Origin of the sequence: Natronococcus amylolyticus DSM 10524, assembly GCF_000337675.1 — an archaeon.
GTDB classification, from domain to species: Archaea; Halobacteriota; Halobacteria; order Halobacteriales; family Natrialbaceae; genus Natronococcus; species Natronococcus amylolyticus.
The window spans coordinates 16,740-43,223 of record NZ_AOIB01000024.1; the positions used below are offsets into that span (position 1 = coordinate 16,740).

The 26,484-nt window shown below is 66.2% G+C and carries 27 protein-coding genes and 1 tRNA gene; 12 read left to right on the plus strand and 16 right to left on the minus strand.

What is annotated here, in order from left to right:
* Positions 1-62 precede the first annotated feature (62 nt).
* A complete protein-coding gene (locus tag C491_RS10615; protein ID WP_005556036.1) occupies positions 63-281 on the plus strand; it encodes a hypothetical protein in 219 nt (72 codons plus the stop codon).
* Here the strand turns inward: C491_RS10615 and C491_RS10620 are convergent, their stop codons facing one another.
* The 3 genes from C491_RS10620 to C491_RS10630 all read right to left on the minus strand — a co-directional run bounded on the left by C491_RS10620 (position 282) and on the right by C491_RS10630 (position 1,957).
* Positions 282-1,097 carry an HD domain-containing protein gene (locus C491_RS10620; protein ID WP_005556037.1) on the minus strand — a complete coding sequence of 272 codons (816 nt, stop codon included), beginning with the start codon at positions 1,095-1,097 and terminating at the stop codon, positions 282-284.
* A 41-nt stretch (positions 1,098-1,138) separates the two neighbouring features.
* On the minus strand, positions 1,139-1,618 hold the full coding sequence (locus C491_RS10625; protein WP_005556038.1) for a redoxin domain-containing protein: 480 nt from the start codon (positions 1,616-1,618) through the stop codon (positions 1,139-1,141).
* Positions 1,619-1,741: 123 nt separating this feature from the next.
* Positions 1,742-1,957: a hypothetical protein gene (locus C491_RS10630; RefSeq protein ID WP_241431304.1), complete on the minus strand. Its 216-nt coding sequence runs from the start codon at positions 1,955-1,957 to the stop codon at positions 1,742-1,744.
* A 528-nt stretch (positions 1,958-2,485) separates the two neighbouring features.
* Between C491_RS10630 and tatA the strand changes: the two genes are divergently transcribed.
* The gene (gene tatA, locus C491_RS10635) at positions 2,486-2,818 is read left to right on the plus strand and encodes a twin-arginine translocase TatA/TatE family subunit (protein ID WP_049891756.1); all 333 of its coding nucleotides are present in this window, start codon (positions 2,486-2,488) and stop codon (positions 2,816-2,818) included.
* A 13-nt stretch (positions 2,819-2,831) separates the two neighbouring features.
* A tRNA-Arg gene (locus C491_RS10640) sits at positions 2,832-2,904 on the plus strand.
* Between the two features lie 338 nt (positions 2,905-3,242).
* Here the strand turns inward: C491_RS10640 and C491_RS10645 are convergent.
* Positions 3,243-4,523, minus strand: coding sequence for an acyl-CoA dehydrogenase family protein (locus C491_RS10645; RefSeq protein ID WP_005556043.1), 1,281 nt, complete (start codon positions 4,521-4,523; stop codon positions 3,243-3,245).
* A 212-nt stretch (positions 4,524-4,735) separates the two neighbouring features.
* Positions 4,736-5,500 (minus strand): SDR family NAD(P)-dependent oxidoreductase, encoded by a 765-nt coding sequence (locus tag C491_RS10650; RefSeq protein ID WP_005556044.1) that lies wholly within the window; start codon positions 5,498-5,500, stop codon positions 4,736-4,738.
* A gap of 89 nt (positions 5,501-5,589) precedes the next feature.
* On the opposite strand from C491_RS10650, the gene C491_RS10655 reads away from it, so the two are divergent.
* The 7 genes from C491_RS10655 to C491_RS10685 are packed head-to-tail and all read left to right on the plus strand — an operon-like array spanning position 5,590 to position 12,452.
* A complete protein-coding gene (locus C491_RS10655; RefSeq protein ID WP_005556046.1) occupies positions 5,590-7,647 on the plus strand; it encodes a type II/IV secretion system ATPase subunit in 2,058 nt (685 codons plus the stop codon).
* On the plus strand, positions 7,644-9,662 hold the full coding sequence (locus tag C491_RS10660) for a type II secretion system F family protein (RefSeq protein ID WP_005556047.1): 2,019 nt from the start codon (positions 7,644-7,646) through the stop codon (positions 9,660-9,662). Before C491_RS10655 ends, C491_RS10660 begins: the two co-directional genes overlap by 4 nt.
* A 1-nt stretch (position 9,663) precedes the next feature.
* The gene (locus C491_RS10665; protein WP_005556048.1) at positions 9,664-10,155 is read left to right on the plus strand and encodes a DUF7287 family protein; all 492 of its coding nucleotides are present in this window, start codon (positions 9,664-9,666) and stop codon (positions 10,153-10,155) included.
* Entirely contained in the window at positions 10,152-10,799 is a 648-nt protein-coding gene (locus C491_RS10670; protein ID WP_005556049.1) for a DUF7288 family protein, read from the plus strand. The genes C491_RS10665 and C491_RS10670 overlap by 4 nt, the downstream gene beginning before the upstream one ends.
* Positions 10,793-11,272 (plus strand): hypothetical protein, encoded by a 480-nt coding sequence (locus C491_RS10675; protein WP_049891759.1) that lies wholly within the window; start codon positions 10,793-10,795, stop codon positions 11,270-11,272. The genes C491_RS10670 and C491_RS10675 overlap by 7 nt, the downstream gene beginning before the upstream one ends.
* Positions 11,269-11,739: a DUF7266 family protein gene (locus C491_RS10680; RefSeq protein ID WP_005556052.1), complete on the plus strand. Its 471-nt coding sequence runs from the start codon at positions 11,269-11,271 to the stop codon at positions 11,737-11,739. Before C491_RS10675 ends, C491_RS10680 begins: the two co-directional genes overlap by 4 nt.
* Positions 11,736-12,452, plus strand: coding sequence for a DUF7289 family protein (locus C491_RS10685; RefSeq protein WP_005556054.1), 717 nt, complete (start codon positions 11,736-11,738; stop codon positions 12,450-12,452). Before C491_RS10680 ends, C491_RS10685 begins: the two co-directional genes overlap by 4 nt.
* A 41-nt stretch (positions 12,453-12,493) precedes the next feature.
* Here C491_RS10685 and C491_RS10690 read toward each other — a convergent pair whose 3' ends face one another.
* Genes C491_RS10690 through C491_RS10700 form a run of 3 tightly spaced genes read right to left on the minus strand, consistent with a single transcriptional unit; the run spans position 12,494 to position 14,482 of the window.
* The gene (locus C491_RS10690; protein ID WP_005556056.1) at positions 12,494-13,267 is read right to left on the minus strand and encodes a DUF5803 family protein; all 774 of its coding nucleotides are present in this window, start codon (positions 13,265-13,267) and stop codon (positions 12,494-12,496) included.
* Between the two features lies 1 nt (position 13,268).
* The gene (locus tag C491_RS10695) at positions 13,269-13,958 is read right to left on the minus strand and encodes a DUF2110 family protein (protein WP_005556058.1); all 690 of its coding nucleotides are present in this window, start codon (positions 13,956-13,958) and stop codon (positions 13,269-13,271) included.
* Positions 13,958-14,482: a transcription factor TFIIE subunit alpha gene (locus C491_RS10700; protein ID WP_005556060.1), complete on the minus strand. Its 525-nt coding sequence runs from the start codon at positions 14,480-14,482 to the stop codon at positions 13,958-13,960. Before C491_RS10700 ends, C491_RS10695 begins: the two co-directional genes overlap by 1 nt.
* 116 nt (positions 14,483-14,598) lie before the next feature.
* Here C491_RS10700 and C491_RS10705 point away from each other — a divergent pair, with 116 nt between their 5' ends.
* Positions 14,599-15,249 carry a hypothetical protein gene (locus C491_RS10705; protein ID WP_152421303.1) on the plus strand — a complete coding sequence of 217 codons (651 nt, stop codon included), beginning with the start codon at positions 14,599-14,601 and terminating at the stop codon, positions 15,247-15,249.
* Positions 15,250-15,515: 266 nt separating this feature from the next.
* Here the strand turns inward: C491_RS10705 and C491_RS10710 are convergent, their stop codons facing one another.
* Positions 15,516-16,061, minus strand: a complete 546-nt coding sequence (locus tag C491_RS10710) for a tRNA (cytidine(56)-2'-O)-methyltransferase (RefSeq protein ID WP_005556063.1) — start codon at positions 16,059-16,061, stop codon at positions 15,516-15,518.
* Positions 16,062-16,163: 102 nt separating this feature from the next.
* On the opposite strand from C491_RS10710, the gene C491_RS10715 reads away from it, so the two are divergent.
* Complete coding sequence (locus C491_RS10715) at positions 16,164-16,379, plus strand: hypothetical protein (protein WP_005556065.1); 216 nt, start codon at positions 16,164-16,166, stop codon at positions 16,377-16,379.
* A 36-nt stretch (positions 16,380-16,415) separates the two neighbouring features.
* Here the strand turns inward: C491_RS10715 and C491_RS10720 are convergent, their stop codons facing one another.
* From C491_RS10720 to C491_RS10750, 7 genes are all read right to left on the minus strand, one after another.
* Entirely contained in the window at positions 16,416-16,871 is a 456-nt protein-coding gene (locus tag C491_RS10720; protein WP_005556066.1) for a universal stress protein, read from the minus strand.
* A gap of 2 nt (positions 16,872-16,873) precedes the next feature.
* Positions 16,874-18,538 carry a solute symporter family protein gene (locus tag C491_RS10725; protein ID WP_005556069.1) on the minus strand — a complete coding sequence of 555 codons (1,665 nt, stop codon included), beginning with the start codon at positions 18,536-18,538 and terminating at the stop codon, positions 16,874-16,876.
* Positions 18,535-18,942 carry a DUF4212 domain-containing protein gene (locus C491_RS10730; RefSeq protein WP_005556071.1) on the minus strand — a complete coding sequence of 136 codons (408 nt, stop codon included), beginning with the start codon at positions 18,940-18,942 and terminating at the stop codon, positions 18,535-18,537. The genes C491_RS10725 and C491_RS10730 overlap by 4 nt, the downstream gene beginning before the upstream one ends.
* Before the next feature lie 56 nt (positions 18,943-18,998).
* Positions 18,999-20,969 carry an acetate--CoA ligase gene (gene acs / locus C491_RS10735; RefSeq protein WP_005556072.1) on the minus strand — a complete coding sequence of 657 codons (1,971 nt, stop codon included), beginning with the start codon at positions 20,967-20,969 and terminating at the stop codon, positions 18,999-19,001.
* 260 nt (positions 20,970-21,229) lie between these two features.
* Positions 21,230-23,488, minus strand: coding sequence for a bacterio-opsin activator domain-containing protein (locus C491_RS10740; protein ID WP_005556074.1), 2,259 nt, complete (start codon positions 23,486-23,488; stop codon positions 21,230-21,232).
* 129 nt (positions 23,489-23,617) lie between these two features.
* A complete protein-coding gene (acs, locus tag C491_RS10745; RefSeq protein ID WP_005556075.1) occupies positions 23,618-25,594 on the minus strand; it encodes an acetate--CoA ligase in 1,977 nt (658 codons plus the stop codon).
* Positions 25,595-25,692: 98 nt separating this feature from the next.
* Positions 25,693-26,181 (minus strand): universal stress protein, encoded by a 489-nt coding sequence (locus C491_RS10750; RefSeq protein ID WP_005556077.1) that lies wholly within the window; start codon positions 26,179-26,181, stop codon positions 25,693-25,695.
* Positions 26,182-26,484 lie beyond the last annotated feature (303 nt).

Sequence of the window (26,484 nt, forward strand, 5' to 3'; positions counted from 1 at the left end):
GTCCGTGTTTCGACAGCTGACGATGGTCAGTTTTACTATCGTCGAACAACGGAGGAACGAGTATGCAACTGGACACGAAGCCGAACGTTTCGGTCCCCGACGGCATCGAATCGGCACAGGCGAAGCTGGTCTATCTCTCCCTCCAGCAGTGGCCGGACGCAAGCGCCGACGAACTCTGTGCGGCGCTAGGCGTCGAGAAGGGAGCGATACTCTCGATCGCGCGAACGCTGCGAGAACGAGGGTACGTCGAACGGGACGACGGGCGGTACCGACTCACCTGATTACAGTTCGATCCGCTCGACCAGCTGTTCGTGGTTCTCGTTGGTGTTGACGGCGACGATCCGGATCTCGTTTTCGAGTCCCGAATCCCGCAGCTTCGCCTTCAGTAGGTTGTCGACCTGGTAGACGCCAGCGGCGTTGGTCATCGCAATCTCGACCATCACGGGCCGGGACTTGCCCTCATGCAAGGTGACGTGGCTGATCGCCTGGCTCGAGAGCGTGTTGATGCCGCGGCCGCCCTGCTCGTAGGGAATCCGGGAGCGACCGCGTTCCATGTCCAGCGCGTCGGCGACGCGGATGACCCCTGCCTCGGTCGTCAGCGGTGTTTCGGCGGTGTGGTGACAGAGGATCGCGTGGAGCACCTCGCCTTTCATTCGGACGGTGTCGGCGACGTCGTAGAACTCCGGCAGCACTCGCTCTAAGATGTCCGCGGCGAGTGGAATCGAGTAGTAGGCGTGCTGGTCGCGGTGAACGACGTGACCGACGTCGTGCAGCACCGCCGCGAGCGCGACGATGACCGCCTCGTCGGCCTCCTCGAGACCCTGGTCTGCGGCGCCGTTGAACTCGACGTCGCCCGCCTTCAGCAGGTCGTACAGACAGAGCGCGCGGTTGCGAACGATCTCGATGTGTTTCGCGCCGTGGTCGTTGTACCGCATCCGGTCGACGGCGTTGATGTTCTGGGCCTCGAGGTAGGTCTGGATCTCCTCGTCCTCGTCGATGAACTCGAGGACCTCGTTTAGCTTCCCGTCGGGAAAGTGATGATCTGCAGAAGGGACGTAGACGCGGCCCGCCTGCTCGTCGGTCGTAGAGTCGCTCATATCCGCACGAGGCCGCCCGGCTAAAAAAGGGCTGCGGGTAGTTACGCTGCGTCGGCGGCGGCGTCCTCGACCTCGGCGTACTCCGGCTCGACGCCGGGATCGTCGCTGACCCACGCGTAGGTGACCTCGCCGTCCGCGTCGACGACGAACACCGAGCGCTTGGCGACGCCGTAGACGCCCATGTCGTCGAAGTCCATCTCGACGCCGTAGTCGGCGATGACTTCCTTGTTCAGGTCGCTGAGCAGTCCGAACTCGAGGTCGTTCTGGTCGCGGAACTCGTTCTGGGTGAACGGCGTGTCACGGCTGATTCCGTACACCGTCGCATCGACGTCGTCGAACGCCGAGAGCCGATCCTGGAACGTACACATCTCGTCGGTACAGACGCCAGTGAACGCGCCCGGGAAGAAGGCGAGGACGATCGGAGCCTCCGCCTCGAGGCGCTCCGAGAGCGTGAAGGAATCGACGTCGCCGTTCGCGAGCGGTACGGTAAAGTCGGGTGCGGCGTCTCCGGTATCTACCATCGCTCTCGAGTTACGGGTAGACAGGAAAGACAGTTTCGCTCCCGGACCGATCTCGAGCGCGCCGGTTCGCCGGGACGGCGACCGCCGCTTCGAACGACTCCCGTACCGTGCGAAGGAGTGGGTTCACGGTCCACGGTACGTCGTTACGCCGGAGGGCCCGTCGGGAGCCGAGCAATCGAGTTCAACGTGGGTAACGACCTCGTGATCGACGACGTGCCACTCCTCGTTCCGGCGCTCCTCCTCGGTCCGATTCCATCCGCCGAGCTCCCGGGGCTCGAAGATCAGCCGGCGTCGACACGCGTTCAGTGGAGTCCACTCGAGAACGATCGGATCACTCACCCGTACCACCCGACGCTCTCGGTCGCCCCGGACGCAACCGTCGGCGTCCGGCCGATCTTCCCGACCGTCGAACGCCGTCGAGCGACGCAGCATATCCAATCATATGTGAGTAACAGTTTTTCTTACATAATATACTTACTGGCAGCGAAAGGAGACCGGGCGGCGTCGATCAGTGATTCCGAGCGGTCTGGTCTGTTGATCCCCGCACAACTCGGATCTCTCGAGATCGTTTCATAACGACCCGAAGGCGGCCGAGTTCGCCCGTTCGGTGAACGACCTTACGGTAGGGCTCGCCCGTTCGGGCGGTATCGGTTCGTGGTTCCCGCTGATTCGAACGGACTGTGGATCAGCGGAGCCGCTGATGGCGGATTCGCGCGATTGGTGAGTCGCGAGGCCGGGAGAAAGCGGGCGCGCGATGGACAGCCGTTGACCACTGAGGGCAGTTTCGGGGCGCTGACTGTCCGGAGCGCTGATTTACCGTCCGGTCCAAAAAGGTTATAATTGCCAGCCCGTAAGCCACGCATAGAGATGGTAGAAATCGCACCGCTGTTTGCCCCTATTCCAGGGGGTCCGGAACTACTGATCATCCTTTTCATCGCCATCTTACTCTTCGGGGCGAACAAGATCCCGAAACTGGCTCGGTCGACGGGTGAGGCGATGGGCGAATTCCAGAAGGGGCGTGAAAAGGTCGAAACGGAACTCGAGGAAATGCGCGACGGATTCGAGGAGGGCGACGAGGAGTTCGGTGAAACCGACGACTTCGGCGAGACCGACGAGTTCGACGACGGCGACGACGAGTTCGTCGACACGGAACCGGTCACCTCTGAGGAGGAGACCGAACCCGACACGGAACCGAACTAACACTTTTCTGACGGGGCGTGTGGCCTAGCGGAGAGGGCAGGAGGTTCCTAACCTTCTGATCGTGGGTTCGAATCCCGCCACGCCCGCTCGACTCGCTTTGCTCGTCTCGCGAGCGTGACGTAGCTCGCGAACGCGAAGCGTTCGCTCACTCCCGCCACGCCCGTCCGCAACGAACGGACGTGAGGAGCGGACGGGCACGGGATTCGAATCAGGGAGTGAAGCGAAGCGGAACGACCGTGGTTCGAATTCCGTCACGCCTGCTCGACTCGCTTCGCTCGTCTCGCGAGCGTGACGTAGATCGCGAACGCGGGGCGTTCGCTCACTCCCGCCACGCCCGTTCGACTTGTTTCGCTCGTCTCGCAAGCGTGACGTAGCTCGCGAACGCGAAGCGTTCGCTCACTCCCCCACGCCAGTCCGGAGCGTTTCACTCAGCCACGAATTCCGCCTCGTTCACTTCATTCGGATCACCGCTCTCACCTCGCATCCCGACCGGATCGCCGAATCGGGTGAGGGGCTCGAGTTCGGCCTCCTCGAGGTCCTCGAACGCGTGGCGAGCGATCACGCGTCGGTGCACCTCGTCGGCGCCGTCGACAATCCGGAACTGACGGACCGTCCCGTAGAACTCCGACAGTGGGAGGTCCCTCCCGATGCCGTTGGCGCCGCAACACTGCACCGCGAGATCGATCGCGTCCTGGACGGCCGAGGCGGCGAACACCTTGCACATCGACACCGGAACCCGCGCCTGCTCGCCCGCGCTGATCCGATCCGCGGCGTCCCGGATCGCGGTTCGAGCGACGTGGAGCCGCGTCTCGGCGTCGGCGATTCGGTGGCGCAGCGACTGCTTGGCCGACAGCCTCGAGCCGAATCCGTCTCGGGCGTTCAGGTACACCTTCGCGATTTCGAGCGCGCGCCGGGCCATCCCCGAGTAGCGCATGCAATGGGTGAGCCGGGCAGGACCGAGGCGCTCTTGGGCGTAGACGAACCCGCGGTCGCGCTCGCCGAGCAGATGCTCCTCGGGGACTCGAACGCCGTCGTAGAGGATCTCTGCGTGGGAGACGCCCCGCGTAATCCCCCCGATGTGGGGCACGTTCCGGACGATTTCGACGCCGTCCGCCTCGGTCGGGACGACGAAGATCGAACAGCCCTCGTAGGGGTGGACGTCCTCGTTCGTGCGAGCGAGCACGAACAGCACGTCGGCTTCGATCCCCTGCGTCGTCCACCACTTGTGGCCGTCAATCACCCACTCGTCGCCCTCCTTTCGGGCCGTGGTCTCGATCAGCTTCGGATCCGATCCCGCACCCTGCATCGGCTCGGTCATCGAGAACCCCGAGCGCAGCCCCCCGGCGACCAGCGGCTCGAGGTAGGTTTCCTTCTGCAGTTCGTTACCCGCCAGCTCGAGGAGGTGCATGTTCCCCTCGTCGGGTGCGTCGACCCGCATCGCGACGGGACCGAGCGGGCTTCGGCCCGCCTCTTCGAACACCGGAAGCGCGTCCCGGAAGTCGACGCCCATTCCGCCGTACTTCGCCGGAAGCTGTGGCGCGTACACGTCGCGGTCGCGCGCTGCGGCGCGCAGCTCGGCGACGGTTCCCTCGGAGACGCTCACGCCTCCGGCCAGCTCCCGCTCGAGCGGCAGAACGACCTCGTCCATCAGCGTCCGGGCGCGCCTGGCGAGCTCCCGAGCGCGTTCCGAATCGTCGTATCGCATGCGAACCACTCGAGGCGCGCCTGCCGTAGAGAGCGAGGTTAATTCTCAGCCGGTAAGAATTAATGCCACTATGTTTCCGATGGTTTCTATTATCGTATGTTACCTTACAGCGTTGTCTTCAGCTCGGGCGTCGGAACCACAGTTGGCCTCGTTCTCGGAGCCTGGAGTTTGACGACCGTACCAGAATCCCGTGACGATCGACCACGTGACCGCTACCGGGCCGTCCACCCGCCGTCGGCCGCGAGCACCTCGCCGGTGACGTAGCTCGCGGCGTCGCTCGCGAGAAAGACCACTGGTCCGGCGATCTCGGCTGGTTCGGCGAACCGCTCGAGGGGCGTCCGCTCGAGAATCGACTGGCGGAGCTCCGGGTTGGCCTCGAGCTCCTCGGTCAGGTCGGTCGAGACGTAGCCGGGTGCGACCGCGTTGACGCGGACGTCGGGCGCCCAGTCCAGCGAGAGGCTCCTCGTGAGTCCGACCAGCCCGTGTTTCGAGGCGACGTAGGGGTGCTGGCGAGGGAGCCCGACGAGCCCGCCGACGCTGGCGACGTTGACGACCGTGCCGCCGGTCTCCCGCAGCGACCCGGCCGCCGCCCGCGTCACCTCGTAGGCGCCGTTGAGGTTGACCTCGAGCACGCGGTCGAAGCTCTCGCTCGAGACGTCCTCCGGACGGCCGAGCGCGTCGTCGGGGTTGAGCCCCGCGTTGTTGACGACGACGTCGACGGGCCCGAACTCCGCCTCGGTTCGATCGATCGCGTCGGCAACGGCGTCGGGGTCGGTCACGTCGGCTGGAGCCGCGACTGCGTCGCCGCCGGACGCGCGAATCTCCTCGGCGACCGCCTCGATCTCGTCGGTCGACCGCGCCGACGGGACGACCGCCGCGCCGGCGTTCGCGAGTTCGACGGCGATCGCACGGCCGATACCGCGGCCGCCGCCGGTGACCAGTGCGACTCGGTCCGAGAGATCGAAGATGTCCTGCATCGTCCCGTAGTAGGGGAGCCAGACCCGGTAGTTCTTTCCCGACCACCCGACCTCGAGTTTTTGTACGATTGGGCGGCCAGGCCCGGACGATGTACACCGACGACATCGGGGCCGCCGGTCGACGTCGGCGTCCGAGCGACGAGCCCGAGGACGGCGCCGTCCTCGAGCGACGGCTCTCGAGCGGCTCCCGGGCCGGAGCCGAACTCGAGACCCTCGTCAACAATCGGACCCTGGCCGTCAGAGCGGGCCTCGAGGAGGACGCGTTCTTCACGAGGCCGGACGGAACGTCGACGGTCGCGACCCGGTACGATCTCGAGCGGGCCGTCCCCGAAAGCGAGAAACCCCACCTCGAGGAACTCGAGCGGTACTGGGTGAACGAACCCTACGCTTTCGTCGTCGTCTTCCGCTCGGAACGAGAGAACGAGCGGAAGTACTACCTCGTCGAGCCGTTCCTAACCGAGATCGAGCGCGAGTTACGGGCGTTTCTCGCCGACAAGCTCCGGACCACTATCAGCTACGCCGACGAGGGCGGTCCCGGTGACGACGGGACCGATCGACGCGCAGTCGTCGAGGCACAGCTACGGACGCTGCTCGAGCGATACGACCTCGTTCGGAAACCGACCCGCGGGAGCGACGGACTGCTCGGGACAGTCACGAGTCTGTTCGGAGCGAGCGAGGACGACGGCGACGGCGGTGCCGACGAAGCCGGAAGCGACGGCGTCCGTCCCGAACGAGCGATCCTCGCGTCGGACCCGGAGACGCTGAACGACCGACAGGTCGAACGGCTGCGGTACTACCTCACGCGCGACTTCGTCGGCTACGAGCGCATCGACGGCATCAAACGCGACAGCGCGGTCGAGGACATCTCGTGTAACGGCTACGACTCTCCGGCGTTCGTCTATCACGCCGACCACGGACAGCTGGTCACGAACGTCCGCCACGGGACGGACGAGCTCGACGAGTTCGTCGTCACGCTCGCCCAGCGATCCGGGGCCGGGATCAGCAAGCGGCGCCCACAGGTCGACGCGACCCTGCCCGACGGCTCGCGGGCCCAGCTTACACTCGGCCGGGAGGTCGCCGACCGCGGCACCAACTACACGATCCGGCAGTTCACGGACGTTCCGTTCACACCGATCGACCTCGTCAACTGGCACACCTTCTCGCTCGAGCAGATGGCGCTGCTCTGGCTCGCCATCGAGAACCACAAGAGCCTGCTGGTTGCCGGCGGGACGGCCTCTGGGAAGACGACGACCCTCAACGCCGCCTCGCTGTTCATCCCCTCGAGCACGAAGGTCGTCTCGATCGAGGACACCCGCGAACTCGAGTTGCCACAGCGCAACTGGATCGCAAGCGTCACCCGGCCGTCGTTCGCCGACGGCGGAAATGAAGTCGACGAGTTCGACCTACTCGAGGCGACGCTGCGCCAGCGACCGGATCACCTTCTGATGGGAGAGGTCCGCGGCGAGGAAGGGCGGACGCTGTTTCAGATGATGTCGACGGGCCACACTACCCATACGACGTTTCACGCGGACTCGGTGGACGAGGTGTTGCGGCGGTTCACGACGGCGCCGATCGACGTCTCGAAGACGATGTTTACGGCCCTGGATCTGGTCGCGATCCAGACCCAGACCAGCGTCGACGGGCGGACGGTCCGCCGGAACCGAACGCTGACCGAGATCAACCGATACGACGCCGAGCGCGACGAGATCAACATTAGCGACGTCTACCGGTGGCGGGCCGAAACTGACGCGTTCCGCCGGGTCGGCGCCTCGAGCGTGCTCGAGGAGATCGCGTTCGACCGGGGCTGGAGCGAGGAGCGCCTCGAGCGGGCACTGTTCGAACGGCAGGTCGTGCTCGCGTACCTCGTCGCAAACGGGGTCGACGGCTACGCCGACGTCGCCGCGGCGGTGCAGGCGTTTATGAACGATCCGCCGAGAGTCCTCTCGCTCGTCGCAAACGGCGAGCTGGAATCCCGTTTGCCGGCGCTCCGGAACCTCGAGAGCGTCTCGATCGATGTCGATCCGGAGACCGAGGCGCACGCCGCCCGGCCGGAGCCGTCGGCTCGAACGGAGCGGACGGCAGCGAACGTACTCGAGCGAGCCGAGGAGTCGCTGTTCGAGCGGTATCGAGCCGGAGCGTCAGAATGAGTTTCGGGGCCGAACGCCTCCCGAGAACGACCGCGCTCGGCGACCGCTTCTACCCGGTGTACGCGCGTATTTTCGGCGAGGACGATCGGTTCGTCACCCGCCTCGAGCGGACGCTCGCGCAGGCCCGGATCGACGACACCGTCGAACTCTACCTCTCGCGGGCGATCGGAACCGGCGCCGTCGCCGGCGTGTGCCTCACGATTCTGGGTTCGATCGTCGGATACGGGCTGTTCGGGACCGGGTTCGTCGACGTCGGCGGACCGTTCGGTATCCCCGTTTCGAACCCGACCATCCTCGCGCTGCTCGAGGCGCTCAGGGTTCCGACGCTCGTCGCGGCTACCGGTCTCGCGTTCGGCACGCTGGGGTTTCTGGGCGGGTTCGGCTCGCTCGTCGCGATCCCCCACGCGCGCGCCTCGGCGCGGCGGCGCGAGATCGACGCGCTGCTTCCCGACGCCGTCTCGTTCATGTACGCCCTGTCGATCGGCGGGCTCGACCGCCTCGAGATCATCGAGGCGATGGCCCGAGCGGACGACGCCTACGGGGAGGTCGCCCGGGAGTTTCGAACCGTCCACGCCGAGGCGACGGCTCTCGATATCGACTACCGGACGGCGATCGGACGGCGAGCCCGAGAGACGCCCAGCGACGAGCTGAGCCAGTTCCTGACGGACCTGCTTTCGGTCGTCGACAGCGGGGGCGACACGGAGCGGTTCCTCGAGGAGAAACGGCGAAAACACGCGCGTACCGCGAGACAGGGACAGGAGCGCACCCTCGAGACGCTCGAGCTGTTCGGCGAGCTGTACATGACGCTCTCGTTGTTCCCGCTGTTGTTGCTCATCGTCACCGTCGTCGTGCAGCTGCTGCCGAACGCGACGGTTCCGCCCGAGATACTGTACCTGACCGTGTACGCGTTGCTTCCCCTGATCGGGGTCGCCTTCCTCGTCCTGATCTCGACCGTCAAACACGACGACCCCGGTGGCGGCACGCTCTCACTCGAGGCCGACGGCGACCGCGTTCGGAACCGCGGGAATCGGGGGGCGCTCGAGAGCGAACTCGTTGAGCGCTACGCCGGAGAACACGCCGTCTTCGACCGAATCGAGTCTCGAGAGGCAGCCCATCGAGTACTGAGGATACTGCGACGCCCTCACCGCTTCTTTCGGGACAACCCGTCGTACACGCTCGCGGTTACCGTTCCGACGGTGCTTGCCGTCGTTGCGGTCGCGGTAGCGACCGGTTCGGTACCGACCGACCGGGCTGGCGTACTCGAGCACCCGCTTCGGACGACGGTCGTCTACGCGTACGTCCCGCTGTACGTCGTCGGCGGTCCCCTCGCCGTCGCCTCCGAGTGGAACCGACGCCGCCGCGCGGCCATCACTGAGACCCTCTCGGAGGAGCTGTGGAAGCTCTCGAGTGCGAACGAGACAGGGCTGACACCGCTCGAGTCGATCGAATCGGTCGCGGAGACGGGTACCGGGAAGCTGAGTCGAGAGCTCGAACGGATCCGAGCGAAGGTCCGATACGGAACGAGCCTGCGGCGCGCGCTCGTCGAGTTCGCGAACGCCTACCGGATCCCGCGTTTGACCCGGACGGTGCGACTGATCGCCGAGAGCCAGGCGGCGTCGAACCGGATCTCGGCCGTCCTCCGAACCGCCGCTCGAACGAGCGAGGTCCACGACGAGCTCGAACGCGAGCGACGATCCCGGACCCGGATGCAGGTCGTCATCGTCATCATGACGTTCCTGACGGTGTTCGCCGTGATCGCGATCCTCGAGACGCAGTTCCTCGACGCGATGGCCGGCGGCGGGATCGCGACGCCGGGAGCGCCCACCGACTCGGGATCCGGCGGCGCAGTCTCGCCCGATGCGCTGAGCGTCCTGCTGTTTCACGCGGTGGTCCTGCAGGCGGTCATCTCCGGCATGCTCTGTGGGTACATCCGGAACGCCGACCTCCCGAGTGGACTGAAGTACGCCCTCGCGCTGGCAACGGTCGCGCTCGTCGGCTGGGCGGTGGTGATATAGCGTGGGTCACGCATCTCTACCGGGCGCACGCGGCCAGACGACCCAGGACTTCGTCGTCGGGATCGGCGTCTTTCTGTTGGCGGTCGCGCTCGTCTTCGCCGCGATCCCGTCGGTCGCGACGCCGGCCGATCCCGTCGGGGACGCCGAACGCGGGCAGGCCGACCGGATCGCGGATCGACTCGTCGCGGAGTTCGCCACCCACAACGAACTCGATGGGGATCGGCTCGTCGATGAACTCGGAGCCGACGGGATCGGCCACCGGTCCGAACTCGAGGGTGGCCCGGCCGACGAGGTCGGCGTTCGCCTCGAGCGACTCGACGGAACGACCCTCGAGCGCACGGACGGCTCGCCCGTTCTCGAGGCGGAAGCGACGCCGTACGAGGGCCAGCCTGCGGCGAGTTCGGCCCGGATCGTCGCGCTCGAGGGGCCGTTCGAACTCGAGTCGGGAGCGGACGAAGCTGCCTATCGACTCGTCGTGAGGGTGTGGAAATGATCGGAAGCGACAGTTCCAGAGGCCAGGCGTACGCCCTCGAGGGAACGATCGCGGCGACGATCCTGCTGGTCGCGTTCCTCGTTGCGGCGCAGTCGGCGGTCGTCGCACCAGTGACGGAGGATCCGGACCGAGCGACCCAGTCTCAGCTTCAGCAGGAAACCCGGGACGCGCTCGTCGTCGCCGCCGGCGAGGGTGATCTCTCCGCGACGGTTCGGAGCTGGCACGACGACGCGTCGACGTGGGCCGACGACGCCGAGCCCGGCGAGAGCGCGTTCTACGGCGCGGATCGACCGCCCGCCGATGGGGACAGCGAGCGAACGTACAGCCCCGACGCCTTCGCCGAGCGATCGACGCTTGGCGCGATCCTCGAGGCGCGGTTCGGGGCCGAAGACCGTCGCTACAACGTCGAGATCGTCGCCGACGAGGGGAACGATGGGGCGACGCTGGTCGATCAGGGGACGCCGTCGGCCGAAGCCGTCACCGCGACCTACGTCGTGACGCTTCACGACGACGACCGTCTCACCGCGGAGGGGAACCGGATCGGACTCGAACGAGCCTACGAGGACCAGGGGTATCCGATCGCACCGGCAGATGACGCCAGGTCGGTCTACGCTCTCGTGGAGGTACGCGTGACCGTATGGTAGACGAGTCCAACCGTCCGAGCGAGCGAGCCCCGCGGGAACGAGGCCAGATGGTCGTCCTCGGTGCAATCGCGCTGGCGGTCGTCGTGTTCGGGATCGTCGCCGCAATCGGGGCGCTCGAGGCCGGATCGGCGACCGAGACGGGTGCCGACGCCGGCGAGCAGGCCGTCGTTGAAGCGGAGCTCGAGCGAGGCGTCGGCTGTCTGCTCGAGAGCGCGAACGAACGGACGAACGATGAGGGACTCGAGTCAGCCATCGACGACGACCTCAAGGCGTTCGCCGACCGGTACCAGGATGCTCGCGCTCACTCGAGTGCGACGGTGGTCGACGTCGAACTCGAGGGCGTCGGTCTCGACCGTGCTGACGACGTGGCCGAACTCGAGAACGCGACCGTCCGCGTGACTACGACGTCCGCGGATCACCGTGCCGAACGAACGCGAACGATCGAGGCGGGCTGTCGGGGGGACGAGCCGTGATCGACGACGGCACCGCGGACCGGGGTGTTACGATGGCCGTCACGCACGTCCTCGCGCTCGGGATCTCGGCTGCGCTGCTCGCGGTCCTGCTGGCGGGCGCCGGGGCCGTCCTCGAGGCCGAAACCGAACGGGCCGCCGAGCGCTCCCTCGAGACGGTGGGACAGGAGCTGGCCGGCGAGATCGAAGCCGCGGATCGGGTCGCCGCTGGCGAAGGCGCCGAAACGGTCACCCGTGTCGACGCACCACGAACGATCGCGAGAACCGGCTACGTCGTCGAAGCGCAAAGCGACTGTCCCGGAGCCGTGAGCGACGCAAACTGTCTCCGGCTGTCCGCACACGCCGTCGACGCGACCGTCCACGTTCAGGTTTCGACCGCGGCCGATCTCGAGCCGAACACCGTTCCGGGCGGATCGATCGAGATCGGCATTGAGGATGGGCGAGTAGCACTCGAGGGGAACGACCAATGAGCCGGGAGCGAACGGCTCGGGACGGCTCGACGGGCGAACGGGGGGTCTCGGCGGTGCTCTCGTTCGTGCTCGTCTTCGGGATCGTGCTGGGATCGGTCGCGGTCCTCTCGGTCGCGGGGTTCGGGTTGCTCGACGATCAGCGGGAGGTCGAGGAGCTTCGAGCGGCCGAACGAGGGGTGACCAACCTTGCAGCCGATCTCGACGAACTCGCCCGCTACGACGGGCTCGAGCGTCGAACAGCCGCGCTGCCGGCCGGCGACGGAACGCTCGTCGTCGATGAGGGAGGAACCGAACTCGAGGTCGCCGTCGACGGCGATCCCGTTACTGACGAGGGAACGATCGAACTCGGAACGCTCTCGTACCGATCGGGTTCGGAGACAGTTGCGTACGATGGCGGCGCCGTGGTTCGGAGCGGCGAGGCGGGGAGCCAGCTCCGCCGCCAGCCGGCGGCGAGCTGTCGCGAGGAGCGGGGGACCGTCTCGCTCGTCCGACTCGAGACGGACGGGCGGTCGATCCACGCCGGCGGACAGGTCGCGGTGACCGCACGGGTCGTCGAGCGCTCGAGTCGGACGATCGACGTCGAGGACAGCGTCACCGTAACGGCCGTCGAGACCGATCACGAGGAGGTCTGGGAACAACTGGAGAACGAGTGGGCGGACTGCGATCCCGATCAAGTGCGACTGACCGTCACGACCGTCTTGCTCGAGACCTGAGTTCGGCCGAAAGAAGTGGGCTCGGCGGAAGGCAGGGCGGGTTACTTCATCCCCGGCGGCGGCCCGTCGTCCGAGTCGTCGTCGATCTCGACGTCCAGTCCCATCTCCTCGCGCTGCTCTTTCAGCCGCTGGACCTTCCGGTAGTAGTAGGCCATCGCTCCACCGCCCAGCAGGACGACGGTCCCGACGAGGCCGGCGAACAGCGGAATGTCCCGGGTGAGGTAGTACCGCAACGAGATCGTGCTGTCGACCTCGTCCCAGGCCAACCGCTCGCGGTCGTCGACGACCTCGCGTTCGTAGCCGCCCGGGCTCACGTCGCCGAACAGGAAGTTCGAGGTCCGGTACCCCTCGGAGAGGGTCACTTCGTAGGAGCCGTGGACGTAGGCCGGGAGCTGGAACGTCCGGCTGCCGGCGCTACCCGAGAAGGCGAGGGTGCCGTTGCCGTCCGGCACCTCGACCTCGGTGCTCGAACGACCCTGATCGATCTCGAGATCCGAGCCCGTCACTTCCGTCCCGTTGGGGTACCAGTAGCGGACGCTGTGGATGTCGAGTGCGTCCTCGGTGTAGAGGCTCGAGCGGTACAGCGAGAGCTCCTCGGTCTCGTTGAGGTCGTACACCGCGCGGAACTCGCCGCTGGTGAGGACGGTGCCGCCCTCGATGTCGATGGCGACGTCGGCGTCGCTGTCCTGCAGGTCGTCGTACTCCTGCTCGCGGTCGAGCTCCTCGTCGGAGATGCCGCCGAAGATCGCCGAACAGCCGGCCGTCGTCGCCAGCAGCGCGACCGCGATCACCGCGAGAGCGAGCCGCCGATTCATGCTAGGGAACGACACATCGCAGCTCCGCGGGGAGGTACTCGCCGACGCTCGCGAGCAGGCCCGGGGGATCGGTGCCCTCGGTACAGATCACGCTCTGCTCGAGCAGGCCGAGGCGCTCGACGGTGACGTAGTCCTGAGCGTGGCCCGCGCGGTTGAGCGTGGCCCGGACCTCGGCTCGCGTGGCGCTGTTGACGTTTAGCCGGCCGTCGCCGCGAGTCCACTCGTAGAGGCGGTCCTGTTCCTCGTCGGCCAGCCGCGAGGGCTCGCCCTCGTCGTCGGATTGCTCGCCGCCGTAGACGAACCGCATCGGCAGGTGCTGGACGAGGCCGTAGCGCTCGCGGATCTGGGTCGGAGAGCCGGGGCCGAGCCCGAGCTCGTCGGTCGGGATCTCGACCGGTTGGCCGGCGTCGAGGACGAACCCCTCCTCGCTCCAGGAGTCGAGCGTGCCGACGTAGGTTTCGCCGGGCTCGAGCTCGGGAACGATCTCGCCGAACTCCTCGCGGAGAACGTTCTCGGCGACGACGGCGTCCTCGCCCTCGAGGGAGACCTCCGGAAAGTCGTCCTCTCGGATCGAGAGGTCGAACGCGACGTCGAGCTCGCCGATCTCGTTGCCGATCAGCGACCGCAACGAGTCAAGCGAACGTTCGCGGGCGTCGCCTTCGACGTAGAGTTTGGTTGCGAGTACGACCATCAGGCGTCCGCGTCGATGTTCAGTTCGTCCTCGAGGTCGTCGAGGCGGTCGTCCATCGCGTCGACCAGGCGGTTGTTGTCCATCGATTCGACCGGCGAGCCACACTCGGGACACTCGAATCCGAAGTCCATCGCCTCGCCGAACTCGAAGCGGATCGAGCAGATCTCACAGAGGTAGAACTCGTGGTTGCGCTCGTACTCCCGTCGATCCTCCAGGGCGTCGTGGAGCCGGTACATCTCTTCCTCCAAGTTCTCGGGGATGTTGTCGTACTCGAACGTCCAGAGGTAGGTGAGCCACCCCGAGTCCTCGTCGCGCAGCCGGCGGTAGCTGGCGAGGTCGTTCTCGTAGAGAATAAACAGCGCGCGCCGCACGTCGTTCAACTCGAGATCCAGCTCCTCGGCGAGCTCCTCGTCGGTCACTTCCCCGTCCGGCGGTGCCGCCGCGACGGGCATCCCCGTGGGACCGACCAGCTCGTGCAAGTACTTCTGGATGACCGGATCCTCGAGCAGGTCCTCAAAAGCCATTGCCTACACGTAGCGCGATGTGGCCATTAAGTCTTTTGAGCGACGACGTGGCGAGCCGACGGCCCCGGCTCGAAGAGCACAAAGGTATATAGGTTGATATGACGTTCGACCGAACGATGACGTCGTTTCGAGCGGCGCTGGGCGACGAACTCGATCCGATGGAGATCGCCGGAGTGACAGCCGTACTCGTCGTCTTCTACGCGCTGGCGGATCTCTCGGCCGGGTCGGTGGTCGCGATTCCGGCCGGACTCGTCGCCCTCGCCGCACTCAGGGCCGTCTGCACCGTACGCGGGTACCCCGATGCCGCCGCCGGAGCCGTCCTCGGCGCGGTCGGCGGAGTCGTGTTCGCGTTCCTGGCGGTCGACGACGGCTCCGTCGTCCTCGGCGTCCTCGCCGCCGTCGCCGCGTGGCTCTGTCTCGACTCGCTGTACGACCTCCGTCTCGGGATCGACCGCTCGAGCGAACCCGACGGCGATATTTCGCAAGACGAGTACTACCTCGTCTCGGCACATGGCTGGGCGGTCCTTCAGGAGCTTCGGGAGGCCGACGGGCCGCTGTCGCGTGCGGAACTGCAGGACCGAACGGGGCTCCCCGACGAGGACTTCGAGCGCGTCCTCGAGACCGTCGGCGACTCGGGGCCGATCGAGCGGGTCGGAACGGGGTACGCCCTCGACGAGTCCGAGACCGGTGTCGGTGCGGTAGTACGGCTGGTCGGTGGTCGGCTGCTTCGTCCCCTTCGCCTGTTCCGGCCGGCCGTTCCCCGTTGAGATCCTCCGCGGCTCGGAGGCGTTGTATTGCGCGTCGTAAGCGTAGAATTACTGCATCTCCCCTGTGAGTCCAGGTGACCGCCTCGGGCGGCAGTGTCGTTCCGTGGCCGTGCCACAGTGGATTATATTCCGATACGTCTCGGAGAAAACATATGCCGTTCCGGTAGCGATGCCGATCGTATGGACGACGCTCGGAAGGGACGTATCGCCGGACTGCTCGGAATTCTCGGCTCCGTACTGACGATTCTCTGGGGATCGGGACTGCTCTAATCCTCGAGCGACTCGACGCGCTTGCCCGTCTCCATCGGGATCACCTCGCGATCCGCGTCCTCCCACTCGCGCTCGAGTTCGCGGCCCTCGAACAGGCGGTCGAGAAACACGGCAAGCCCCGCTACCTCGGAGTGGGGCTGGTTGGTGACGCCGACGTTCCAGTCGGCGGCCTCGTAGACGTCGAACGGAACCTTCTCGGAGCCGACGACGACCAGCAGCGGCTCCCGGTCGTCCTCTCGGGCCGAACGGATCTCGCTTTCGACGTCCTGGATCCGCTCGCCGTACATCGTGAGGTGGACGACCCGCCCCTCCCAGTCGCGAATGAGCGCCTGGGGCGAGTCGGTCAGTGCGGCCTCGAAGGGACCGCCGAAGCGGTCGGTGATGTCGGCGACGGTCTCGAGGGACTGGCCGGCGTTGTCGGGGATCCAGACGCGGTCGGCCCCGAGCGCGCGCGCCGTCAGCCCGACGTGGGTCGTCATCCGCTCGTCCCGACCGGGGCGGTGGCCGAGCCGGAGGACGGCGACCTCGGGTGTCTCGTTCATACCACGGTTCAGTCCCGGCCGGGGTTAGGGGGTTTCGCTTCGCTGGCGAAACTCGAGGGACAGCGGCAGGCTTTTCGACGCGCCGACGGAACCGTCTACCCGATGACGAACTTCGGCGAGTGGCTCGAGAACGCGCGCGAACAGCGGTGGGGGATCTTCGTCGACCTGGTCTTCGCCGTCAGCTGGGTGACGATGGTCGAGATCATCTTTCGGGTCCTCGAGGGACCGACCTGGGCGTACTACATGTTCATGCTCGCGGGAATCGTCGCGTACTTCGGGTTCGTCACGAGCCTCGAGGTGGCGTCGAACGAACAGTGAAAGCGGAAAACGGAACGTGGCGGAGCCGCCGGCGGGTCAGTCCTCTCTGTCGACGACCAACACCGGAACCGTCGTCGAGCGCAGCGTCCGCTCGGCGACGCTGCCGAGCAGTGCTCGCCGGACGCCGCTGCGACCGGCCGACCCCATTACGATCAGGTCGACATCGTTGTCCGCCGCGTAGTTGCTGATCTGCTTGTGTGGCTGTCCGGCGACGACCGCCTCCGTGACGTCGATGTCGTGGGCCTCGGCTTTCGCCGCGACGACGCCCGTCGCCTCGTTGGCTCGCTGCTCGAGTTCGGGCATGTCGCCGAACTTGCCCTGCTGGATGCGATCGACCTGCTCGGTGCCGAGGCTAACGTCGATTGCGCTCGTGTCGACGACGTACAGCGCGTGGACGTCGGCGCCGTACTTTTCGGCGAGGTCGATCGCGTGTTCGACCGCGTATTCGGCGGTGTCGCTTCCGTCGGTCGGGACGAGTATCGTATCGTACATGGTTAGTCGTCTGCGGGGGTACCGCCGTCGGCGGCGGCGTCTTCGGCCGATTCCATCTTGCTCATCGGTTCGGGACTGTGACACTGTCGAACGAGGCGCTTGACGTCCTGTGGCGGCTCGTCGGTGACCAGCGAGACGACGATGATCACGGCGAACACCACCGGAACGCCAACGAGAGCCGACGAGGTTCCCGGCAGCCACGTCGCGACTGCGGGAATGACCGCCTCTTCGACGCCGGTGTACATCGGGATCGCAGTGTCGTTGAGGATCGCACCGAACGAGAGCGCGATGCCGGTGAGCATCCCGGCCAGCGCGCCCTCCCGGGTCGTGTTCTCCCACCAGAGTCCGAGGAAGAACACGGGGAAGAACACGGTTCCGGCGATGGCGAACGACATCGCGACGAGTTCGCCGATCAGCGCCGGCGGGTTGAGTCCGATCAGCGCCACGAGGACGCCGATCCCGACGATCGTCAAGCGACCGACGAGCATCTGTTCGCGCTGGGTCGCGTTCTCTTTGTAGAGGTTCGTGTAGATGTCGTGTGCGGCCGCCGAGGAGGCGGTGATGAACAGGCCAGCGGTGGTCGCAAGCGCCGCCGCGACGGCGCCCGCGGCGACCAGTCCGACCAGCCACTCGGGGAGGCCGGCGAGCTGCGTCGTAAGGACGACGAGCGCGTCGGCCTCGACGCCGAGCATCTGTGCGAACCCGTCACCGCCGGTCACCTCGCGGTCGTACAGCAGGCCGCCGAACGCCGCGTAGGTGGCCGTGCCCCAGTACAGCAGGCAGATGAAGAACAGGCCCCAGACGGTCGACCAGCGGGCCGTCCGCTCGTTGTCGACCGTGTAGAACCGAACCAGCACGTGCGGGAGTCCGCAGGTACCGACGATCAGGCTGAACGCGAGCGCGATCCAGCCGTAGTAGCCTGCCGCCGCGAACGGCTCGACGAACTGTGCCTCGATGCTCGCCGCCTCGGCGACCTGGGGTCCGGCCTCGAGGTAGGGCAGCACCGTCGACCATCCCTCGGTCCAGCCGACGGCGTACAGGCCGAGCGTGAAGGCGATGATCAGGATAGTGTACTGGATCGCCATATTCTTCGTCGTTCCGAGCATCCCTGAGAGGGCGACGTAGGCGATGGTGACGGCCATCAGCCCGATGACACCGGCCTCGTAGGAGATGCCGAAGATGTACTGGGCCATCAGCCCCATCCCGCTGGCCTGGCCGATCGCGTAGGTAAACGCGATGGCGAGCGTGGTAAACGCCGCGATACCGCGTGCCCAGTCGGAGTAGAACCGGTCGCCGACGAAGTCGGGTGCGGTGTACTTCCCGAACCGGCGGAACTGCGCGGCCAGGAAGATCAGCAGGATGAAATACCCCGTCGTCCAGCCGACGACGTACGCTAGCCCGAAGTAACCCGAGAGGGCGATCAGGGAGGCGACGCCGAGGTAGGAGGCGGCGCTCATCCAGTTGGCGCCGATCGCCATCCCGTTCTCGATCGAGCCGATCGAGCGGCCGGCGACCCACAGCTCGTCGACCGCGGCGACGCGGAACAAGTAGCCGACGGCAAGGAACAACACCAGCATCGCGACGACGGTCAGCGCCGGAATCAGCTTGAAGTCGCCGACGTCCAGCGCCGTCTCCTGCATGACGATCGGGTCGATCGCTTCGATCATTCGTTACCTCCGTCGGCAGCGACGGTGCCGGAGTCGGTCTCCTCTTCGGTCTCGTGAGAGATGCCGTACTTCGTGTCGAGCCGGTCGCGCTGCATCGCGTAGCCGACGGACAGCAAGAGTGCCGCCAGCGGCGTAAAGATCGCCGTCAGGACGAAGTGCAGCGGGAAGCCGTTGAGGATCGTCGTCTCGGTCATCAGATCCGGTGCGAGGAAGGTTGCAGTCGTTGGGCCAAAGACGACGAGGATCCAGGCGAGAAACGACAGCCAGATCACCTTCAGGTGATCCCGCATGAACGGTGTCGCTGGTTTGAAGATGTTTATCTCCTTATCGAGGTACTCCTCGGTTTTGACCCCACCGTCGGTTTCGACGGCGTCGTCCGTGTCTTGAGTGGTATTCTCTGTCATATTAACGCGTTCACGTGTCGTGGTTTGTGAGTTGTTTCGAAAGGAAGACAGGACGCTTAGTCCTGCACCTGCTCCGCAATCTCGTCGACGACCTCGGGGTTGCGAAGCGTCGACGTGTTACCGAGTTCGTTTCCGCTGGCGATATCCTCGAGCAGGCGGCGCATGATCTTGCCCGAACGGGTCTTCGGGAGTTCGGGCGTGAAGACGACCTCCTCTGGTTTCGCGATCGGGCCGATCGCGTCGACGACGCCCTCGACGATCTGCTCGGAGAGTTCGTCGTCGCCCTCGTACCCGTCTTCGGTGATGACGTAGGCGTAGACGGCCTCGCCCTTTACGTCGTGGTCGCCGCCGACGACCGCGGCCTCGGCGACGCCCTCGACGCCGACGATCGCGCTCTCGATCTCCATCGTCCCCAGCCGGTGGCCGGAGACGTTGATCACGTCGTCGACCCGACCGAGGACGGTGATGTAATCGTCCTCGTCGATCTTCGCGCCGTCCTCGGGGAAGTACACCCATTCGTCGGCATCGGGGTCGGAATACTCCTCCCAGTACTCCTCGATGAACCGATCGTCGTTCTGATACAGCGTCCGGAGCATACCGGGCCAGGGCTTCTGAACCGTGAGATAGCCGGCCTCGCCGGCACTGACTTCGTCACCCTGTGCGTCGACGATTCGCGTGTCGACGCCGGGGAGTCCCGGACCGGCGGAGCCGGGTTTCATGTCGTTGACGCCCGGCAGCGTGGTGATCATGTGACCGCCGGTTTCGGTCTGCCACCAGGTGTCGACGATCGGACACTCCTCGTTGCCGATGTGCGTGTAGTACCACTTCCAGGCCCGCGGGTTGATCGGCTCGCCGACCGTCCCCAGCAGGCGCAGCGAGGAGAGATCGTGTTTCTCCGGGTACTCCTTGCCCCACTTCATGAACGCTCGAATGGCCGTCGGTGCCGTGTAGAAGACGTCGACCTCGTTCTTCTCGACGATCTCCCAGAACCGGTCTTTCTCCGGGTAATCGGGGGTCCCCTCGTACATCACCGTCGTCGTCCCCAGCGCGAGGGGGCCGTAGACGATGTAGGAGTGGCCCGTAATCCAGCCGATGTCGGCCGAACACCAGTAGGTGTCGCCGGGCTCCAGGTCGAGCACCGCCTCGGAGGTCCAGGCCGTGTACGCCAGGTAGCCCGCGGTCGTGTGTTTGACGCCCTTGGGCTGGCCCGTCGTCCCCGAGGTGTACATCAGGAACAGCATGTCCTCGGCATCTCGGGTGACCGGCTCGACGGTCTCGCCGCGGTTCTCGTCGACGAGTTCCTCGTAGTCGTGCTGGCCGTCCTCGAGCGAGTGGTCCAGATCGTCGCCGAGGCGGTCGACGACGACGGTCGTCGTCTCGTGGTCGACGTCCTCGAGGCCCTCGTTCGTCTTCGAGATGTGATCGAGTGCGTCGCCCCGGCGGTAGTAGCCGTCGGCCGTGACGAGGTACTCGCTGTCCGCGGAGTTCATCCGCGTCGCGAGCGCGTCGGCGGAGAAGCCGGCGAAGACGACCGAGTGGGGCGCGCCGATCCGCGCACAGGCAAGCATCGCGACCGTCAGCTCCGGAATCATCGGCATGTACAGCGTGACGACATCGTCCTCCTCGACGCCGAGGTCGCGGAACGTCGCGGCGACAGCCTGAACCTCCTCTAAGAGTTCCTCGTAGCTGTACGAACGGGTCTCGCCGAGTTCGCCCTCCCACTCGACGGCGGTTCGATCGCCGTCACCCGACTCGACGTGCCGGTCGATGCAGTTGTAGGAGGCGTTGAGTTTACCGCCACCGAACCACTCGTAGAACGGTGCGTCACCCTCGTCGAGAACGGTGTCGTACTCCTGCTCCCAGGAGAGCAGGTCTGCTGCCCCCTCCCAACACTCCGGCCAGTTCTCCTCGAACTCCTCGTAGATCCCCTCGTCCGTTACGTTCGCCTGTTCGACGAACGATTCGGGCGGCTCGAAGGTATCCTGCTCCTCGAGCCGCGCCTCCAGACTGACGTCGTCCTGTGACATGGTACAACCACTCAGTATACAACAGCCATAGTAAAGCCTGCCTCTAGTTGTACAAAACGAGCCCCGAATTCCGGGGGAACCAGTGACAGCCGTCTAACCAGTCGAGACGATATCGGCCGGAAATCGTGACCGTCATCGATCCGATTCGGTCGCGCGACGACGAACACCGAGGCGCGCCGTCGGCAGGTGGGCGACGAACGGCGGCCGACGCTAAGGACCTAGGTTCGTGCCGTGAGCCCGTTCGTCGTTCGTCGATCGGACTACTCCTCGCCCGACGGGTCGTCAAAGAACGTCCGCAACAGCTCGTGTTGGCCCTTCCGGAGGTGGCTGTGCAGCGTCGGCGAGGAGACGCCCATCGCGTCGGCGATCTCCTCGGCCGTGCTCTCGCGAGGCCAGTCGTAGTACCCCCCGGAGTAGGCAGCCCGCAGCGCGGCCTCCTGGCGGTCGGTCAGTCGCTCCTCTAACCCCTCCCGGAACTCCCGGCCGGTCTGAACCGGCCGTTCGGTCTCGCGCTTTCCGGCCAGTTCGGAGTCGGGAAACGCCGACCGGAGTCCGGCGACGATCGTCCGGATATCGGCGTCGGCCGCACACTCGGCCGTGATCGTCGCGGTGCCCCCCTCGAAGCGCGCCTCGCAGACGGTGACGCCGTACTCGGTCAGCGTCAGCGTCGGCGAGGAGCCCTCGACCACGAACTCGAGCCGGCAAGCATCCTCGTAGGTCTCGATAAGTCGGCAGTCGCTGATCCCCGGATCGGCCTCGGCGCGCTCGAAGACCTCGGCCGGCGACGCGCCCTCGAGGCGGACGTAGTACAGCTGCGTCGAGTCCGAGAGCGGGACCAGCGAGTCCAGCTGGAACCGACAGTCGAGCCGCCGCGTCGTCTCGACGAAGAACGAACCCTCGTCCCGGCAGACGAACTCGAGTTCGACTACGCGATCCGACAGCAGGAGGTTTCGCCGGCGAATCGCGGCGATCGCGTACCCGACCTGGCGGCCGATCGTCTCGAGCCACGCCCGTTCGGCCTCGCCGAACGCTTCCGGCCGTTCGGTCGCGACCGATAGTCGTCCGTACACCGTGTCACCGTACCACAGCGGAACGGCCGCGACGCGGCCCTCGAAGCCTCCGGCGTCGTCCCCGAGCGTCGCCTCGACGTTCGTTACGACCGAAACCGACCGCGCGTCGGCCGTCTCCGCGATGCCGACGGCCGGCTCGTCGCTCCCCGAGAGCCCGGTTCCGGAATCCGCCCCGTCACCGCGGGGGCGGGGCTCTCGATCCGGGACCGAGGGATGCGGCTCGCTCCAGTCCTCGGGAACGAGCCGATCGACACGCTCGGCCTCGAGACCGCTGGCCGTTCGCCAGTTTCCGTGGCGGTCCGAGTGGGTCGTCCGATCGATCCAGGCGACGTCGTAGGTGCGTCCCTCGGTAAGGGCCTGACAGGTGGCGGCTTCGACCGCCTCGTGGCTCGTGGCCTCGAGCAACGCATCCGTCAGCGCCCGGTGGCGGGTAGCGACGTCGTACACCTGCTCGAGCGTCTCGCGGTCCGAGCGAACCTCCTCGAGGCGGTCGTGATACTCCGAGACATCGTAAACCAGCAGCGCGAACCCCTGCAGCCGGTGTCGATCGTCGCGCAGCGGCGTGACGATCTCGGTCGCACGAAACCGGCTTCCGTCCCTGCGGACGCGCCAGCCCTCAGCCTCGTAGCCCGACTCCTCGAGGGCCCGGGTCAGTGTCTGGTCGGGCCGACCCCGCTCGACTGCCTCCTCGGCGTACAGCGTCGAGACGTGGGTGCCGACGATCTCGCCCGCGCGGTAGCCAAAGACCGACTCCGCGCTCCGGTTCCAGCGGTCGACGTAGCCGTCGGCGTCGAGACGAACCAGCGCGCAGCGCTCGCTCGCCCCGAGCAGCGATCGAACGACGCTACCGTCGCTTACCGAAGCTCTGTTGCCGGAGCGGTCGGTCGAGCCCGTTTCGACCGCGGCGAACTCGTCGACGATCTCCATATCGGTCGGGCTCGACAGGTAGGATTCGAGGGCCTCGAAGCTCCCCCAGCCGCCGACGCGCTTGACGACCAGCGGGTTGATCTCGTGGTCGGTCAGCGCGGTCTCGAGGAAGTACCGCCGGAGTCCGTCCGTCGAAACGTCCTCGAGCGCAGGCTCGTCGAACCGCTCGCTTGCCCGCGCTGCGATCTCGGTTACGAGCATCTGCAGCCGCCGCGTCGAGACCGAGAACACCGGATCGTCGCTCGAGAGCCCGTTGCTCCGCGCGTACCGTCGTAGCTCCCGCTCGATACCGGTCGGCAGGTACGCGACTCGCGACTCGGGGAGGCGGAGCAGATACCGGGGGGGATCGGTCCGCACCTGGTCGATGGCGCCGATCGTCACCCGCGTCAGTTCGGCCGGACGGAGACCGACCTCCCCGCAACAGCGAACGATCAGCGCCTCGCGGTAGGTCTCGGCGGCGTCGAGAAGCGACTCGTACTGCTCGCGAGAGACGGCGGCGGGCTCGGGCTCCTCGAGACTCACGCTTCGGGTATTTTGATCCCGCGAAAATAACTGTATCGGCATGGTCCGAGTAGGGTCCGGTTACTCGCCGAGATGATGGCTGGGAAAGGGGAGATCCACGTTTCGCAATCGTTGTGTTCGCGTAGCTCGCTACTCGGTCTGGACCTCGGTCTGGATCTCTCCAACGATCTCGGGGTTGCGAAGCGCGCTCGTATCGCCTAACTGATTGCCGTTCGCGACGTCCTCGAGCAGGCGGCGCATGATCTTCCCCGAACGGGTCTTGGGGAGTTCGGGCGTGAAGACGACCGATTCGGGTTTCGCGATCGGACCGATCGAGGACTCGATGTTCGCGACGATCCGCTCGCGGAGGTCGCCGTCGGGATCGCAGTCGGCCTCCGTGCTGACGTAGGCACAGACCGCCGTTCCGTCGGCTTCGCTCGAGCGGCCGACGACGGCGGCCTCGACGACCCCGTCGACGCCGGTGATCGCCCCCTCGATCTCCATCGTGCTCAGCCGCCGTCCGGCGACGTTGATGACGTCGTCGACCCGACCCATGACGGTGATGTAGCCGTCCTCGTCGACCGTCGCCGCGTCGCCGCTGAAGTACCACCACCGATCGTTCTCGGGCTCAGCGAACTGGCTCCAGTACTCCGAGCGGTACCGCTCGTCGCCGTCGTACAGCGTGCGGGCCATCCCGGGCCACGGACGGGCGATGATCAGGTAGCCCGTCTCGCCGGGATCAACGCGGTCGCCCTCGGCGTCGACGACGCGCGCGTCGATCCCCGGCAGGGAGGGGCCGGCCGAGCCGGGTTTCATCTCGTCGACGCCGGGTAGCGTCGAGACGGTGATCGCACCGGTCTCGGTCTGCCACCAGGTGTCGACGATCGGCGTCTCGCCGCCGCCGATGTGGTCCCGGTACCAGTTCCACGGACGGGCGCTGATCGCCTCGCCGACCGTTCCCAGCAGGCGCAGCGAGGACAGATCGTGTTTGGAAGGGTACTCCTCGCCCCACTTCATGAACGCCCGGATCGCGGTCGGTGCGGTGTAGAAGACGTCGACCGCGTTCCGGTCGACGATCTCCCACAGGCGGTCCCGGTCGGGGTAGTCGGGGGTGCCCTCGTACATGATCGTCGTCGTCCCCAGCGCGAGGGGGCCGTAGACGATGTAGGAGTGGCCCGTGATCCAGCCGATGTCGGCCGCACACCAGTAGGTGTCCTCGGGTTTGACGTCGAGCACCGCCTGCGAGGTCCAGGCGACGTGGGCGAGGTAGCCGCCCGTCGTGTGAACGACGCCCTTGGGTTCGCCCGTCGTGCCGGAGGTGTACATCAGAAACAGCATGTCCTCGGCATCTCGGGTGACCGGCTCGACGGTCTCGCCGGCGTGGGCCGCGACCAGCTCGTCGTAGTCGTGCTCCCGCTCCCCGAGCACGTGGGGAAGGTCGTCGCCGAGGCGGTCGACGACGACGGTCTCGACGTCCTGGTCGAGGGAAATCAGGGCGTTGTCGGCCTTGCTCTTCTGGTTGAACGCGTCCCCGCGGCGGTAGTAGCCGTCACAGGTCACCAGGAACTCGCTGTCGGCGGCGTCCATCCGGGTCGCGAGCGCGTCGGCAGACAGTCCCGCAAAGACGACCGAGTGGGGCGCGCCGATCCGCGCGCAGGCAAGCATCGCGATCGGCAACTCGGGGATCATCGGCAGGTACAGCGTGACGATGTCGTCCTCCTCGACCCCGAGATCCAGCAGCGTCGCCGCGAACTCGTTGACCGCCGTCGCCAGATCCTGGTAGGTGTAGGTCTCGCGCTCGCCGCGCTTGCCCTCCCATCGGATCGCCGCGTGAGTCTTCCGTCCGGCCTCGAGGTGACGATCCAGACAGTTGTACGAGGCGTTGAGCCGACCACCCGAGAACCACTCGTAGAAGGGGGCGTCGTCGGCCTCGAGGACGGTGTCGTACTCCCGCTCCCAGGAGAGCAGATCGGCTGCTCGCTCCCAGCAGTCGGGCCACTCCGTCTCGAACGCCTCGTAGACGGCCTCGTCGGTCACGTTCGCCTGCTCGACGAACGACGCGGGCGGGTCGTGGGATGGTCCCGCCGACACCGACGCGTCGGCGTCCCACCCGTTGCGGTCGACCATGTCTTAGTTGACCCGAGGTTGCTCAGTCGAATAAACGTTCCTCCGATCGACAGCCTCGAGCGGATTCCGCTCGCAGCTCGAGGCGGTCGGCGCGAGCGCTACGAGCGCACGGAGTCGACGTCCTCGACGTCGCCGACCTCGGACTCGGAGTGGCGGACGACGTAGACGTCGTACCGATGGTCGTTTGCGACGGGGCTCCCGACGCTCGACTGCGGAGAGATCACCGACCCCGCGTTCTCCGAGCCGATGAAGACGACGCTAGCGCCGACCTCGGCGGCGATGCGCTTGATCTCGCGGACGACGTTCGTCGTCGCCGTCGCGGTCGGTTCGTCGGAGCTGACGCGCTCGACGCGGAACGTCGCCTCCGGTGCGATGTCCCCGACGCGTCGCTGCATTCCCGAAGCGATCGTCTCGGGATCGAACGGCTCACCCTCTCCGATCCAGCCCCGATCCCGCGCGTACTCCTCGTCGTCGGGAACGACCGTCAGGGCGACCACGTCTTCCTCGAGGAGGTCTCCGAACGCCGAAGCGCGCTCGAGCGCCTTCCTCGCAAGCACCGAACCGTCGAACGGAACGAGCAGTGACATTACGCCTACCCACACTGACGGTGGAGGTAAATGTTCGGTCTCGAGCAGTCCTCCCGGTGTCGAACGAAGGTGTTCGGCGGCCGGTGTCCACGGGAACGAATCGATACAGAATCGAACGCACGCTCGAGGATGGACGCAGATTATATCACTTTTATATTTATATCAGGTGTAATATGTGGTCCATATTCTCGGTTCAGTGGCGTTATAGCGTATAAGTGGGCTATAGGGCTCGAGGATACAACTAAGAGCAAAACCAGGAAAGTTACAGCGGACAGCCGTTGATACAGCTATTCGGCGGTAATA

Excerpts from the sequence above, each read along its gene's own strand:
- C491_RS10615 (WP_005556036.1), top strand. The coding sequence starts at position 63 with ATGCAACTGGACACGAAGCCGAACGTTTCGGTCCCCGACGGCATCGAA.
- C491_RS10620 (WP_005556037.1), bottom strand. The coding sequence starts at position 1,097 with ATGAGCGACTCTACGACCGACGAGCAGGCGGGCCGCGTCTACGTCCCT.
- C491_RS10625 (WP_005556038.1), bottom strand. The coding sequence starts at position 1,618 with ATGGTAGATACCGGAGACGCCGCACCCGACTTTACCGTACCGCTCGCG.
- tatA (WP_049891756.1), top strand. The coding sequence starts at position 2,486 with ATGGTAGAAATCGCACCGCTGTTTGCCCCTATTCCAGGGGGTCCGGAA.
- C491_RS10645 (WP_005556043.1), bottom strand. The coding sequence starts at position 4,523 with ATGCGATACGACGATTCGGAACGCGCTCGGGAGCTCGCCAGGCGCGCC.
- C491_RS10650 (WP_005556044.1), bottom strand. The coding sequence starts at position 5,500 with ATGCAGGACATCTTCGATCTCTCGGACCGAGTCGCACTGGTCACCGGC.
- C491_RS10655 (WP_005556046.1), top strand. The coding sequence starts at position 5,590 with ATGTACACCGACGACATCGGGGCCGCCGGTCGACGTCGGCGTCCGAGC.
- C491_RS10660 (WP_005556047.1), top strand. The coding sequence starts at position 7,644 with ATGAGTTTCGGGGCCGAACGCCTCCCGAGAACGACCGCGCTCGGCGAC.
- C491_RS10670 (WP_005556049.1), top strand. The coding sequence starts at position 10,152 with ATGATCGGAAGCGACAGTTCCAGAGGCCAGGCGTACGCCCTCGAGGGA.
- C491_RS10675 (WP_049891759.1), top strand. The coding sequence starts at position 10,793 with ATGGTAGACGAGTCCAACCGTCCGAGCGAGCGAGCCCCGCGGGAACGA.
- C491_RS10685 (WP_005556054.1), top strand. The coding sequence starts at position 11,736 with ATGAGCCGGGAGCGAACGGCTCGGGACGGCTCGACGGGCGAACGGGGG.
- C491_RS10690 (WP_005556056.1), bottom strand. The coding sequence starts at position 13,267 with ATGAATCGGCGGCTCGCTCTCGCGGTGATCGCGGTCGCGCTGCTGGCG.
- C491_RS10695 (WP_005556058.1), bottom strand. The coding sequence starts at position 13,958 with ATGGTCGTACTCGCAACCAAACTCTACGTCGAAGGCGACGCCCGCGAA.
- C491_RS10700 (WP_005556060.1), bottom strand. The coding sequence starts at position 14,482 with ATGGCTTTTGAGGACCTGCTCGAGGATCCGGTCATCCAGAAGTACTTG.
- C491_RS10705 (WP_152421303.1), top strand. The coding sequence starts at position 14,599 with ATGACGTCGTTTCGAGCGGCGCTGGGCGACGAACTCGATCCGATGGAG.
- C491_RS10710 (WP_005556063.1), bottom strand. The coding sequence starts at position 16,061 with ATGAACGAGACACCCGAGGTCGCCGTCCTCCGGCTCGGCCACCGCCCC.
- C491_RS10715 (WP_005556065.1), top strand. The coding sequence starts at position 16,164 with ATGACGAACTTCGGCGAGTGGCTCGAGAACGCGCGCGAACAGCGGTGG.
- C491_RS10720 (WP_005556066.1), bottom strand. The coding sequence starts at position 16,871 with ATGTACGATACGATACTCGTCCCGACCGACGGAAGCGACACCGCCGAA.
- C491_RS10725 (WP_005556069.1), bottom strand. The coding sequence starts at position 18,538 with ATGATCGAAGCGATCGACCCGATCGTCATGCAGGAGACGGCGCTGGAC.
- C491_RS10730 (WP_005556071.1), bottom strand. The coding sequence starts at position 18,942 with ATGACAGAGAATACCACTCAAGACACGGACGACGCCGTCGAAACCGAC.
- acs (WP_005556072.1), bottom strand. The coding sequence starts at position 20,969 with ATGTCACAGGACGACGTCAGTCTGGAGGCGCGGCTCGAGGAGCAGGAT.
- acs (WP_005556075.1), bottom strand. The coding sequence starts at position 25,594 with ATGGTCGACCGCAACGGGTGGGACGCCGACGCGTCGGTGTCGGCGGGA.
- C491_RS10750 (WP_005556077.1), bottom strand. The coding sequence starts at position 26,181 with ATGTCACTGCTCGTTCCGTTCGACGGTTCGGTGCTTGCGAGGAAGGCG.